Source organism: Microbacterium sp. J1-1, from assembly GCF_024498615.1.
In the GTDB taxonomy this organism is placed as follows: Bacteria; Actinomycetota; Actinomycetes; order Actinomycetales; family Microbacteriaceae; genus Microbacterium; species Microbacterium aurugineum.
The window spans coordinates 1966205-1978467 of record NZ_CP089590.1 but is presented as its reverse complement, the minus strand read 5'-3'; the positions used below and the strand labels follow the sequence as shown (position 1 = coordinate 1978467).

The 12263-nt window shown below is 67.8% G+C and carries 10 protein-coding genes; 3 read left to right on the top strand and 7 right to left on the bottom strand.

The features are described from left to right. Positions 1-33: 33 nt before the first annotated feature. Both LRQ07_RS09380 and glnA read right to left on the bottom strand, forming a co-directional pair. Complete coding sequence (locus tag LRQ07_RS09380) at positions 34-1167, bottom strand: AI-2E family transporter (RefSeq protein WP_232761773.1); 1134 nt, start codon at positions 1165-1167, stop codon at positions 34-36. 171 nt (positions 1168-1338) lie between these two features. Beyond that, complete coding sequence (glnA, locus tag LRQ07_RS09375; RefSeq protein ID WP_226533076.1) at positions 1339-2763, bottom strand: type I glutamate--ammonia ligase; 1425 nt, start codon at positions 2761-2763, stop codon at positions 1339-1341. Positions 2764-2910: 147 nt separating this feature from the next. Between glnA and LRQ07_RS09370 the strand changes: the two genes are divergently transcribed. Further along, positions 2911-3339, top strand: a complete 429-nt coding sequence (locus tag LRQ07_RS09370; protein WP_047520095.1) for an RDD family protein — start codon at positions 2911-2913, stop codon at positions 3337-3339. Between the two features lie 27 nt (positions 3340-3366). Here the strand turns inward: LRQ07_RS09370 and LRQ07_RS09365 are convergent, their stop codons facing one another. Next, complete coding sequence (locus tag LRQ07_RS09365) at positions 3367-3858, bottom strand: ATP-dependent zinc protease (protein WP_232761774.1); 492 nt, start codon at positions 3856-3858, stop codon at positions 3367-3369. Positions 3859-3878: 20 nt separating this feature from the next. On the opposite strand from LRQ07_RS09365, the gene LRQ07_RS09360 reads away from it, so the two are divergent. Then, positions 3879-5066: a RimK family alpha-L-glutamate ligase gene (locus LRQ07_RS09360; protein WP_256534428.1), complete on the top strand. Its 1188-nt coding sequence runs from the start codon at positions 3879-3881 to the stop codon at positions 5064-5066. A 57-nt stretch (positions 5067-5123) separates the two neighbouring features. On the opposite strand, the gene LRQ07_RS09355 is transcribed toward LRQ07_RS09360, so the two are convergent. Further along, complete coding sequence (locus LRQ07_RS09355; protein ID WP_047520099.1) at positions 5124-5834, bottom strand: DUF4191 domain-containing protein; 711 nt, start codon at positions 5832-5834, stop codon at positions 5124-5126. 158 nt (positions 5835-5992) lie between these two features. Here LRQ07_RS09355 and LRQ07_RS09350 point away from each other — a divergent pair, with 158 nt between their 5' ends. After that, positions 5993-7549 carry a hypothetical protein gene (locus tag LRQ07_RS09350; protein WP_256534427.1) on the top strand — a complete coding sequence of 519 codons (1557 nt, stop codon included), beginning with the start codon at positions 5993-5995 and terminating at the stop codon, positions 7547-7549. Between the two features lie 9 nt (positions 7550-7558). Here LRQ07_RS09350 and sucB read toward each other — a convergent pair whose 3' ends face one another. The 3 genes from sucB to LRQ07_RS09335 all read right to left on the bottom strand — a co-directional run bounded on the left by sucB (position 7559) and on the right by LRQ07_RS09335 (position 12233). After that, positions 7559-9316, bottom strand: coding sequence for a 2-oxoglutarate dehydrogenase, E2 component, dihydrolipoamide succinyltransferase (gene sucB, locus LRQ07_RS09345; protein WP_256534426.1), 1758 nt, complete (start codon positions 9314-9316; stop codon positions 7559-7561). A gap of 67 nt (positions 9317-9383) precedes the next feature. Beyond that, positions 9384-10757, bottom strand: a complete 1374-nt coding sequence (gene lpdA / locus LRQ07_RS09340; protein WP_131491135.1) for a dihydrolipoyl dehydrogenase — start codon at positions 10755-10757, stop codon at positions 9384-9386. Positions 10758-10760: 3 nt separating this feature from the next. Continuing rightward, on the bottom strand, positions 10761-12233 hold the full coding sequence (locus LRQ07_RS09335) for a leucyl aminopeptidase (protein WP_256534425.1): 1473 nt from the start codon (positions 12231-12233) through the stop codon (positions 10761-10763). Positions 12234-12263 lie beyond the last annotated feature (30 nt).

Sequence of the window (12263 nt, the reverse complement as noted above, 5' to 3'; positions counted from 1 at the left end):
GACTCCGCTTCCGCGAACGGCGGCGGAGTCCGATCAGTGCGACGTCGCCGGGGGAACGATCTTCCGGTCCTGCGCAGGGAACGTCACCTTCTGCACGATGATGATGATGCTCGCGGCGACCGGGATCGCGACGAGCGCGCCGAGGATGCCGCCCAGCGTTCCACCGGCCACGGCGGCGATCACCACGAGCGCTCCCGGCACCGCAACGGCTCTGCTCATGATGCGGGGGGAGAGCACGTATGCCTCGATCTGCATATAGACCAGGTAGTAGATGATCGCGATCAGGGCTGTCAGGGGTGACGCGAAGAGGCAGATCAACGAGTTGATGATCGACGCGGTCAGCGTTCCCACCAAGGGGATCAGGGACCCGATGAAGGCGATCAGGGCGAGCAGCGCAGGAACGGGCGCGCCGATGATGCTGAGGAAGATCAGGCTCAGGATGCCGTTGATGAGCGCCAGGCTCGCTTGGCCGATCACATAGCGGCCGACGGCGCCGGAGACGTCTTCGAGGAGTCCGCTGAAGGTGTCGCGCTGGTAGGCCGGCACGAAGCGGGCGGCCACGTGCTTCATGCTCCGCAGCGAAGCCATGAAGTACAGGGTCAGGATCAGGACGATCGTGACGCCGGTCACCCCGCCCGCGATGCCCGCTCCGACGGCGAAGACACCACCTCCGATGTCGAGGAAGTTGTCCGGGTCCTGGACGAAGTCGAGAACGCCCTGGACGGCGTCCGTGATGGTGGAGCCGAACTGGCCGCTGACGTCCTTGTACCAGGCGCTGGCCATGAAGTCCTCGACCATCTGCGGGCCGTCCTTGATCAGGTTGCTGATCTGCTCGACGAGGAGCGGGATGATGGCGAGGATGATGCCCGCGAAAGCGAGGATCACGCCCGCGACGACGATCGTGACCGCTGCCGGTCGGGGGAGCTTCCGTTCGATGAAGGTGACGATCGGGTCGAGGCCGAGCGCGAGGAAGATCGCCACACCGATGTACACGAGCACCGTGGCGAGCTGACCGATGACGCCACCGATGGCCAGGGCCACGAGCACACCGAGTGCACCGAGCAGACCGAACTTGAACGGGTTCGTGCGCGCATACGCGGTGACGGCGTTCGATCGCTGGGTCGCGGTGTCTTCCGCCGGCGCGTGCAGCTCGGTCTTCACGGTCATTCTTCTACGGCGCATGGTTCCCCCGGTCGACGCTCAGACTCACAAGTTGATCACCCGGATGCCACGCGGTCAAGCGCGCCACGGCGCAGGGAGCGGCGGGTTTCGGAGACGCAGAGAGGCCCCACAGCCGCAGACGCGGTTGTGGGGCCTCTCCGTGCCGTTGCGGGGCGGTCAGACCCCGAAGTACAGCTCGTACTCGAACGGGTGCGGGCGCTGTGCCATCGGCAGGATCTCGTTCTCGTACTTGTAGGAGATCCAAGTCTCGATGAGCTCCTTGGTGAACACGCCGCCCTCGAGGAGGAACTGGTGGTCGGCCGCCAGCGCGTCGAGCGAGTCGAGCAGGGAGTTCGGGACCTGCGGGATGTCTTTGGCCTCCTCGGGCGGGAGCTCGTAGAGGTCCTTGTCGACGGGCTCGTGCGGCTCGATGCGGTTCTTGATGCCGTCGAGGCCCGCCATCAGCTGTGCGGCGAAGGCGAGGTAAGGGTTGCCGGAGGCGTCGGGGGCGCGGAACTCGATGCGCTTGGCCTTCGGGTTGGAGCCGGTGATCGGGATGCGGATCGCGGCGGAACGGTTGCCGGCCGAGTAGACCAGGTTGACCGGAGCCTCGAAGCCCTTGACCAGACGGTGGTAGCTGTTCAGGGTCGGGTTGGTGAACGCGAGCAGCGCCGGCGCGTGTGCCAGGATGCCGCCGATGTACCAGCGCGCGATGTCGCTGAGCTGACCGTAGCCGGCCTCGTCGTAGAACAGCGGCTCGCCGTCGTTCCACAGCGACTGGTGCGTGTGCATACCCGAGCCGTTGTCGCCGTAGAGGGGCTTCGGCATGAAGGTCGCGACCTTGCCCCACTCCTGAGCGGTGTTCTTGACGATGTACTTGAACTTGAGGATGTCGTCCGCCGCGTGGACCATCGTGTCGAAGCGGTAGTTGATCTCCTGCTGACCGGCGGTTCCCACCTCGTGGTGCGAACGCTCGAGCGTGAACCCGGACTCGATGAGCTTGAGGGTGATGTCGTCACGCAGGTCGGCGGTCTTGTCGACCGGGCTCACCGGGAAGTAGCCGCCCTTGTACGGGGTCTTGTTGGCGAGGTTGCCGCCCTCTTCCTCACGGCCGGTGTTCCACGCGGCCTCCTCGGAGTCGACCTTGTAGAAGCTCTCGCCGGCGGTGACCGAGTAGCGGACGTCGTCGAAGATGTAGAACTCCGCCTCGGGGGCGAAGAAGGCGGTGTCGGCGATGCCGGTCGAGGCCAGGTACTTCTCGGCCTTCTTGGCGACCTGACGCGGGTCCTTCGAGTAGATCTCGCCGGTGCGCGGGTTGTAGATGTCGAAGAGCATGACGAGCGTGCTCGCCTCGCGGAACGGGTCGACGTACGCCGTCGTGACGTCGGGGATGAGCTGCATGTCCGACTCGTGGATGCTCGCGAAGCCGCGGATCGAGGAACCGTCGAACAGCTGGCCGTCGGTGAAGAAAGCCTCGTCGACCGTCGATGCAGGAATGTTGAAGTGCTGCTGAACACCCGGGAGATCGGTGAAGCGGATGTCAAGGAACTTGACGTCGTTCTCCTTGATGTAGGTCAGTACTTCGGACGAATCTTTGAACATGTACGACTCCTGTAATGCGGATCGATGGCTTCACGGCCACTCTGCAGAGTACGGACGGGGGATTTCTCTACGGTATCCGCTTTGTTTCGGGCGTGTTACAGGCGTGAGGTCGTCACCGCGACTTTTCGGGCTCGGTAGGCTGGGGGAGTGACGGATGCTGTGAACACGTACCCCGGTGAGCGACTCGGACTCCCGGAGTCGGGTACCGGGAGCATCGCCCGCCCCGGTCGGCGCATCGGCGCTCTTCTGATCGACTACGCCGCGGCGACGATCATCGCGACGGGCTTTCTTGGATACGACCAGTTCGCGCTCCCCACGGAGGCCGGGCTCACCCAGTTCGCGCCGATGCTCGTGTTCGCGGTGCTTCAGATCCTCTTCATCCCGACGGCGGGCGGCAGCCCGGGCCACCGCATCCTCGGAATGCGTCTGGTGCGTCGAGACGGCGGCTGGATCGGTCTGTGGCGTCCTGTGGTGCGGACACTGCTGCTCATCGTCGTCGTCCCCGCAGTGATCTGGGACAGCGACCAGCGCGGCCTCCACGACAAGGCCATCGGGACGATCCTCATCCGCGCCTGAGACGTGATCCGCGCCGGAGTCGAGCGCTCAGACTTTGCCGCGGTTGCGACGTCGCGCTTCGCGGGGCGCGCGGCCGCCGAGGAACGATCGCGCCGGATCGACGGAGAAACCCTGTCGAAGGGCCTCGCGTCCGATGAGCATGCGGAACCCCATCTCGTCGCGGTTGCTCAGCGTCACCTCAGCGAGCACTTCGCGGTCCACGAGACGGATCAGCAGCTCCACCACGAGACGCTCCTGCGCGTGCCCTGAGGAGCTTCGTACGGCCCGACGGTCGTGCACCGGGCACTCCACGACCACGGCATCCTCCTGGCTGTCCTGCCAGGGCTTGACCTTGAAGCGGACCCAGGTCTCGCCGTCCTGTGCGAACTCCACGATGTCGAAGGCGTGCAACGACGAGGTTCGCGCACCCGTGTCGATCTTGGCCTTGATCCAGTCCACTCCGAGATCGGGCAGGCTCACCCATTCTCGCCACCCCGTAAGGGTGTTTGAATGGGGGGTAGACCTACTCACCTGATACATCCTGGCAGGAAAAATCCCCCGTGAAGATCGCAGTGCTCTCCCGCGCGCCGCAGGCGTACTCCACTCAGCGACTGCGCGCCGCGGCGCTTCAGCGCGGACACAACGTGAAGGTGTTGAACACCCTGCGTTTCGCGATCGATCTGACTGCCGATGAACCCGATCTCCACTACCGCGGTCGCCAATTGAGTGACTACGACGCCATCTTGCCGCGCATCGGTAACTCGATCACGTATTTCGGCACCGCCGTGGTGCGGCAGTTCGAGCAGATGGACGTCTACACGCCGAACACCGCCAACGGGATCTCGAATGCCCGCGACAAATTGCGGGCGAACCAGATCCTGTCACGGCACAACATCGCGATGCCGCCGACCGCGTTCGTGCGCAACCGCGCCGACGTGCGACCGGCGATCGAGCGGGTCGGTGGTGCTCCCGTCGTGATCAAGCTCTTGGAGGGAACGCAGGGGATCGGTGTCATCCTCGCTCCGCAGGTCAAGGTGGCCGAGGCGATCATCGAGACGCTCCACTCCACCAAGCAGAACGTCCTGATCCAGAAGTTCATCTCCGAGAGCCGTGGCCGCGACATCCGGGCGTTAGTGGTCGGCGATCGAGTGGTCGCGGCGATGCGTCGATCCGCGGCCGGCGACGAGTTCCGCTCGAACGTGCACCGCGGCGGATCGGTCGAGGCGATCGAACTGGACCCCGTCTACGAGCGTGCGGCCGTGCGGTCCGCCCAGATCATGGGTCTGCGGGTGGCGGGTGTCGACATGCTCGAGGGCGATGACGGCCCGCTGGTCATGGAGGTCAACTCCTCGCCGGGGCTTCAGGGGATCGAGTCCGCGACGAAGCTCGACGTCGCCGGTGCGATCATCGACTACATCGCCGGGCAGGTCGCTTTCCCCGAGATCGATGTCCGCCAGCGTCTGACCGTCTCGACGGGCTACGGCGTCGCCGAGCTCATGGTGCACGGCGCCGTCGACCTGGTCGGGAAGACTCTCGGCGAGGCAGGGCTCTGGGAGCGCGACATCACGGTCCTCACGCTCCACCGCGGCGTCAGCGTGATTCCCAATCCTCGCAAGCACGTCGTGCTGGAAGCGGACGACAGGCTGTTCTGCTTCGGCAAGCTCGACGAGATGCGTTCGATGGTCCCCGAGCGGCGTCGTCGTCGCGCGAAGGTTCGCCGCCTGCCACGCCAGCCGCTCTCGGAGTGAGCGAGAACGCGGCCGCCCTCGAAAGAGGACGGCCGCGTTGTTCGTGCGGGTGTCAGATCACCGCGGGCGCTGGGAGCGCACCTTCGTGGGGTCGATCCCCTTGGGAATCGGCAGCGACGACAACGACTGCGACACGGATTCCACGCGGCGGATGACGGCAGCCATGGTGGCCTTGTCGATCGCCTTCGGGATCTTCTTGATCGTCTTCGCGAGGTCGGCGATCGCGACCTCGTCTTCGCCGTGTCCGACATAGATCACCGTGATCGGGACGCCGTGTGCGACGCGCTGGGCCTTGCTGCGCTCCTCGTTGACCAGGCGGGTGAGTCGGCCACGCGCGCCCTCGCCCACGACGACGATGCCACCGCGGCCGATCGTGCGGTAGACGGCTTCCTGCGTCTTCGGGTTGATGCCGACCGGTGTCTCCGAGGCCTGCCATTTGCGGCCGAGACTGGTGCTGAGCACGTGGCCGGTGGCGCCGGGCATGCCGTCGATCTTCGCGTACATGGCCGACGTCGACAGGCGCGTCATGAGGAACAGCGCGCCGAGGATACCCAGCATCAGGCCGGTGATGCCCCAGAGGATGAGGGTCCAGACCTGGAAGGGCGGGATCAGATAGCCGGCGACGAGGCCGAGGAGGACGCCGCCGATGAGGATCGCGAGCTGTGCCCAGGGAAGCCACGAGTAGGCCTCGCGGGTGAACCGGAAGAGGGACTTGATCTGGGAGAAGAACCCAGGACGCTTTTCGGGTTCAGAAGCACGCTTTGCCATGAGGACCAGCCTACCGAGTCCTCGACCCTCCTGATGTCGGCGTTCGCGCGAAGCGGAGGCGCACGCACCTCTTCTGCACATGCGTGGAAACCCTCGGAGTCTATTCACAATGCCTCCGAACAGCCCGTCGAGCGCGCTCGGTGCGCTCTGATGGAGCAATGGCGGAGATCGAAGCGGGTGCCCGACGGGGCGAGGTGCTCCTTCCCGGGGCGCACCGGGTGGTTCGGACACTCGACGGCGCGGAGGGGCCCTTCGCCGGTGCGCTCGTCACCTCTGGGGAGGGGGTGGCAGTGCGTGTCGATGCAGCGACACTCAGCGGCTGGGTGGGGTGGCGCCACGCCGGGGCGGAGCATGTCGCTGCGCCTCTCGATGTGGTGCGTCGGAGGGGAGGGCATGACGTACTGCTGCCGTGGTGCACGGACCGGGTGCTGGGGTTCCTGGTCCGTCGCACGGCTGCGGGCACGGTGCTGACACCCGGGGAGTGCAGCACTCTCGTCATAAGCCTGTTGCGCGGTCTCCACGAGGTCGGGGAGGACCCCGGGGAGGCCCGCAGCGGGGAATGGTGGGTGACCGACGGCGGCCGCCCGGTCTTCGTCTTCGGCCAGGGAGGGGATGCGCGGGAGGGCATCGGCGTCATCCTCGAGCGGCTGCAAGAGCACAGCCCCGACAAGGTGGTTAAGCGGGTGCTCGACAGCGTCGGGCGAGGGCTGGAGAAGGCGGCAGCGCAGCCGCGCCTCCCGGTCAAGCTGCTGGCACAGTGGGAGCAGGAGTTGCTGGGCGTCGCTGCTCCGCAACCCCTCGATCGCGCGCCGCATGCTCCGGAGCGCGCTCGGGAGGTCGCGCGCGCGGTCACGTCGCACGACCTTCGCGTGTCACCGCGACGCGGGGAGGCTTCTCGATCCGCAGTGGGCCTGCGTGGTCGTCGTCGCGGGAGGAGGGCGCTCCTCCGCCCGCGGGGCGACAGGGACATCGCGGACCGGGTACGGGCGGCGGGCGCCCTCGTGCGGGTGCTCGGCACAACGGTGCGGGAATGGACGGTGTCCGCCCGCCGGAACGGGCCCACGCGAGCGACGGAGAGTGCGGGCTCCGGGAGCGCCGATGTGTCGCGGCGGCGGGCTTTGCTCATCGCGGGTGCGGCTGCCGCGGCGGTGCTGGCCGTCGGGCTGCTGTGGCCCAGCGGGGGCGTGTCCGGAGAGGCAGCGGATGTGGAGGCTGCGGATGCGGAGGCACTGGATGTGGAGGCACCGGATGTGGAGGGCGGTGCGACTTCCCCGGAACCTTCCACTGCAGCGTCGACCGAGGCCGGGGCGGACTCCGAGGAGACGCAGGATTCCCGTCGACGCGCCGGGTCGCCGGGCCCCGACGGGGTGTCGCCGGAGCCGGACGAGGTCACTCCCGCAGAAGACGACCCTGCCACGGCGGCAGCGGCGTTGCTCCGTATCATCGCGGACTGTCGGGTTCAGGGCGACGTGTCCTGCGAGGACGCCGTGGCGGAGGGGGCGACCAGGGTCCTGGATGCCCTCGACGCGGCGACGGACGGAACACCGAGATTCGAGTTGGTGGATGAGTACGGGGACATCGCCGTCGTTCGTGTCGCCGTGGACGCAGAGGCGGATGCCGCTGACACGGCAGGGCGTCTCATCATGGTGCTTCTCCGCATGCAAGAGAAATGGCTGGTCCGCGACGTGTATGACGTCGCGGACCAGCCAGGGTGAACTCTCGGGTCAGGCGCCGAGCTGAGCGGCGAACTGCGCCGACTCGAGGCGTGCCTTGACGGCGCCCAGGAAGCGGGCAGCGTCGGCACCGTCGATGATCCGGTGGTCGTAGGAGAGTGCGAGATACACGTACGACCGGACAGCGATGGCATCCGCACCGCCGACCTTCACGAGACCGGGGCGCTTCACGACCGTTCCGGTGCCCAGGATCGCCGACTGCGGGAGGAAGACCACCGGAGTGTCGAACAGGGCACCACGGGAACCCGTGTTGGTCAGCGTGAACGTTCCACCGGCGAGCTCGTCGGGCTTCAGCTTGTTGTCGCGGGTCCGGGCGGCGAGATCGGCGATCTCATGAGCGATCTGCGCGATGTTCTTCGAGGCGGCGTCGCGCAGCACGGGGGTGAGCAGTCCGCGCTCGGTGTCGACCGCGATCGACACGTTCTCGCTTTCGGGGTACACGATGTTCTCGCCGTCGACCGTGGCGTTGATGATCGGGAAGGCCTGGAGGGCCTCGGCGGTCGCCAGCGCGAAGAACGGCAGGAAGGAGAGCTTGTCGCCCGTCTTCTCGAGGAAGGACGCCTTGACACTGTCGCGGTACTCGGCCAGAGCCGTGACATCGACCTCGACGACCGTCGTCAGCTGAGCGGTCTGCTGCATCGACTCGACCGCACGCTTGGCGAGGACCTTCCGCAGACGCGACATCGGCTGGGTGGTGCCGCGCAGCGGGGAGACCTCGAGCGGCGCCGGGGCGGGAGCGCTGGCTGCGGCGGGGGCAGCGGACGCGGTCTCAGCGGCCTTGAGGACGTCTTCCTTGCGGATACGACCCCCCACGCCGGTTCCCTGGACGGAGGCGAGATCGACTCCCTGCTGCGAGGCCAGACGGCGCACGAGGGGCGTCACGTAGAGGTTGTCGCTCTCGGTCGGCAGCGTGAGCTTCGGTGCAGCGGGAGCGGCGGCGGGTGCCGGAGCAGCGGCCGGTGCGGGAGCAGCCGGAGCCGCAGCCGGTGCGGGAGCAGCAGCCGGTGCCGGAGCAGCAGCCGGCGCTTCAGTGGCGGGGGCCGGAGTAGCGGCGGGTGCCTCCGCAGCGGGCGCTTCCGGCTCGGCGGCGGATGCCGGAGCGGCACCCGAACCGACGCGGGCGAGCACGGCGCCGACGGCGACGGTCTCGTCTTCTCCGGCAACGATCTCCTGGAGCACGCCGGCGACCGGCGAGGGGATCTCGGTGTCGACCTTGTCGGTGGAGATCTCCAGAAGAGCCTCGTCGACGGCGACCTCGTCACCCACCTGCTTCAGCCAGCGGGTGACGGTGCCCTCGGTGACGCTCTCGCCCAGTTCCGGAAGCACGATGTCGGTCGCATCGCCTGCGGACGCCGACGGCGCGGACTCAGCGGCCGGGGCGCGCGTCTCCGCCGCAGGTGCGGGTGCCGCCTGCTCAGCCGGCGCGGATGCCTCGGGTGCGGCTTCGGTAGGAGCCTCTTCGGCAGCCGGGGCGGCAGCGGCCGGGGCGTCCTGGGTCGGAGCGGCACTGCTGCCGTCGCCGATGCGGGCCAGGAGGGCTCCGACCTCGACGGTCTCATCCTCGGCCACGAGGATCTCCTCGATCACACCGGTGACAGGGGAGGGGATCTCGGTGTCGACCTTGTCGGTCGAGATCTCGAGCAGGCCCTCGTCCGCCTGCACGGTGTCTCCCACCTGCTTGAGCCAGCGGGTGACCGTACCCTCTGTGACGCTCTCGCCGAGAGCGGGGAGGACGACGGATGTGCTCATGACTGAGTCTCCTTCAGGAAGTTGTATGACGCTTGTCTAGCTTAGTGACTCGGGCACCGGTTGGTGCTCAGAGGGCGTGCAGGGGCTTGCCGGCGAGGGCGAGGAACGCCTCGCCGAGTGCCTCGCTCTGGGTCGGGTGCGCGTGGATGAGAGGCGCGATGTCCTCCGGGTGCGCTTCCCAGGCGACGGCGAGCTGCCCCTCGGTGATGAGCTCGCCGACGCGGTCGCCGAGCAGGTGGACACCGATGACGGGGCCGTCCTTGAGGCGGACGACCTTCACGAGACCACCGGTTCCGATGATCTCGCTCTTGCCATTCCCCGCGAGGTTGTATTCGTAGGCGACGATCGCGTCCGCGCCGTGTTCGGCAGCGGCCGCTTCCTCGGTCACGCCGACCGAGGCGACCTCAGGACTCGAGTAAGTGACCTTGGGGATCTGCGCATCGGGGATGTTCACGGGCGAGAGACCCGCGATCCGTTCGGCGACGGCGATGCCCTGCTGGAATCCGCGATGCGCGAGCTGGAGGCCGGGGACGATGTCGCCGACGGCCCAGAGCCCCGGAACACCGGTGCGCAGGTCTTCGTCGACGATCACGAAGCCACGATCGAGCGTGACGCCCGCCTCCTCGAAGCCGAGATCGGCGGTCACAGGACCACGCCCGACGGCGACGAGCAGGTAGTCGGCGGTGAACTCCTTGCCGTCTTCAAGCGTGACGGTGACGGAGGAATCGTCTTGAACCGCGCTCTGGAAGCGGGTGCCGAGGGAGTACTGGATGCCACGTCGGCGGAACGCCCTCTCCAGTCCTTTGCTGAGGGCGATGTCCTCGTTCGGGACGAGATGGGGGAGCGCTTCGATGATCGTGACCTCCGAGCCGAACGAACGCCACACGCTGGCGAACTCGACTCCGATCACGCCACCACCGAGGATGAGGACCCGCTCCGGGATGACGTCGAGGGCGAGGGCCTGCTCGCTCGTGAGGACGCGTCCGCCGATCTCGAGGCCAGGGAGCGATCGGCTGTACGATCCGGTCGCGAGCACGACATCCGCGCCCACGTAGACGTCGTCGCCGACACTCACGCTGCGGTCCGGGTTCAGACGACCGAGTCCGGCGACCGTGGTGATGCCGCGAGCCTTGACGAGTCCCTCGAGGCCCTTGAACTTCTTGGCGACGATCCCCTCGCGGTACGTACGGACTCCTGCCGGGTCGACGCCTTCCAGCGTGGCGGTCACGCCGACGGAAGCGGCATCGCGCACGTGCTCGGCGACCTCTGCCGCGTGCAGCAGGGCCTTGGTGGGGATGCACCCGCGGTGCAGGCAGGTCCCACCGACCTTGTCCTTCTCGATCAGCGCGACGGACTTGCCGAGTTCACTCGCGCGCAACGCCGCGGCGTATCCGCCGCTTCCGCCGCCCAGGACGACGATGTCGAAGGTGTGGGTTGTCATAGGTCATGCCTCCTTGTGGGATGCTTCGGCGAAGGCGACGATCGATCGGACCATCGCTCCGGTGGGGCCCTTCTCCGTGAAGCCGTACGGGGCGCCGGCATGTTCGCCGGATCCCGCGATGTCGAGGTGCACCCAGGGGATGCGGGGGGCGTCCTCAGCGTCCGAGGTGCGCCCGACGAAGCGCCGCAGGAACAGGCCTGCATAGGAGGCGCCGCCCATCCGGTCGCTCATGTTCGCGTTCTGCAGGTCGGCGATGGGGGACTCGAGCGACTCCTCCATGTAGTCCGGCAGCGGCATGTGCCAGGCGGGCTCGTCGACCTGGGCGGTTGCCGAGATGAAGGACGAGACCGTCTCGACGTCGCCGAAGACTCCGGTGTGCCGGTGGCCGAGTGCGGCGACGATGGCGCCCGTGAGGGTCGCCACATCGATGATGACGTCCGGATTCTCGCGGCTCGCGGCCACGAGGCCGTCTGCGAGGACGAGCCGTCCCTCGGCGTCGGTGTTCTGGACCTCCACCGTGGTGCCGTCGAGGATGCGGATGACGTCGCCAGGGCGCAACGCACGACCCGAGGGCATGTTGTCGGTGATGCAGAGCCACGCGGTGACGTGGACGGGCAGGCCGAGTGCGGCGATCGCCCGGATCGCGGCGAGGGACGTCGCGGCGCCCGCCATGTCGAACTTCATGCCGACCATCGAGGCCGCGGGCTTCAGGGACAAGCCCCCGGTGTCGAACGTGATGCCCTTGCCGACGAGCGCGATGTGTCGCACAGCGTCAGCGGGGGAGTAGTCGAGGCGAACGAGACGCGGCGGCCGGTCGGAGCCCTGTCCCACGCCCAGGATGCCGCCGAAGCCCTGCTCGGCGAGGGCCTTCTCGTCGAAGATCTCGACCGTGACATCGAGGTCGGCGACGCTGTCAGCCGCGCTCTGAGCGAGCTGCGCGGGGCTCTGCCACTCGGCGGGCACGTTCACGAGGTCCTTGATGAGCGCGACCGCCTCGCCGATGACCTGGGCGTGCGCGACGTCTTCATCGTCGAGCGCGGCGTGCAGAGTGATCTCACCGGCGCGCGTCTTGCCCTTCTCGGTGCGGTAGCCGTCGAACTTGTGTCCACCGAGCACAGCGCCCTCTGCGGCTGCCGGGGCGAAGCCCTCGAGCCCGTCGGCGAGGGCGACCGCGACGTGCTCGAAGCCGGTCAGCGTGCGCAGCGCCGTTCCGGCCGCATTGCGCACCGTCGCGGCATCCGGCGTGCTGCCGGCGCCGACGACGGCGAACGGCAGGGAGGTCACCTCGGGGGCATACACGCGGGTGAAGGATCCGGCGGAGCCGGTGAATCCGACACCGGCCAAGGCCTCCGCGAGGCCGGGATAACCGGCCAGTGATTCCGCCGACTCGGGGAGAGCGGCGACGACGAGCACTGCGGCATCGGCAGCGCTTCCGGGGAACTGAGCGGTGGTGTGCGAGAGCACGGGAAGCGTCATGCCTCCATCCTAGGATCTCCGCCGGTGCGG

Bases quoted from the DNA above. Each gene is read 5' to 3' on its own strand.
- LRQ07_RS09350 (WP_256534427.1), top strand. From the start codon at position 5,993: ATGGCGGAGATCGAAGCGGGTGCCCGACGGGGCGAGGTGCTCCTTCCC.
- lpdA (WP_131491135.1), bottom strand. From the start codon at position 10,757: ATGACAACCCACACCTTCGACATCGTCGTCCTGGGCGGCGGAAGCGGC.
- glnA (WP_226533076.1), bottom strand. From the start codon at position 2,763: ATGTTCAAAGATTCGTCCGAAGTACTGACCTACATCAAGGAGAACGAC.
- LRQ07_RS09335 (WP_256534425.1), bottom strand. From the start codon at position 12,233: ATGACGCTTCCCGTGCTCTCGCACACCACCGCTCAGTTCCCCGGAAGC.
- sucB (WP_256534426.1), bottom strand. From the start codon at position 9,316: ATGAGCACATCCGTCGTCCTCCCCGCTCTCGGCGAGAGCGTCACAGAG.
- LRQ07_RS09380 (WP_232761773.1), bottom strand. From the start codon at position 1,167: ATGACCGTGAAGACCGAGCTGCACGCGCCGGCGGAAGACACCGCGACC.
- LRQ07_RS09355 (WP_047520099.1), bottom strand. From the start codon at position 5,834: ATGGCAAAGCGTGCTTCTGAACCCGAAAAGCGTCCTGGGTTCTTCTCC.
- LRQ07_RS09365 (WP_232761774.1), bottom strand. From the start codon at position 3,858: ATGTATCAGGTGAGTAGGTCTACCCCCCATTCAAACACCCTTACGGGG.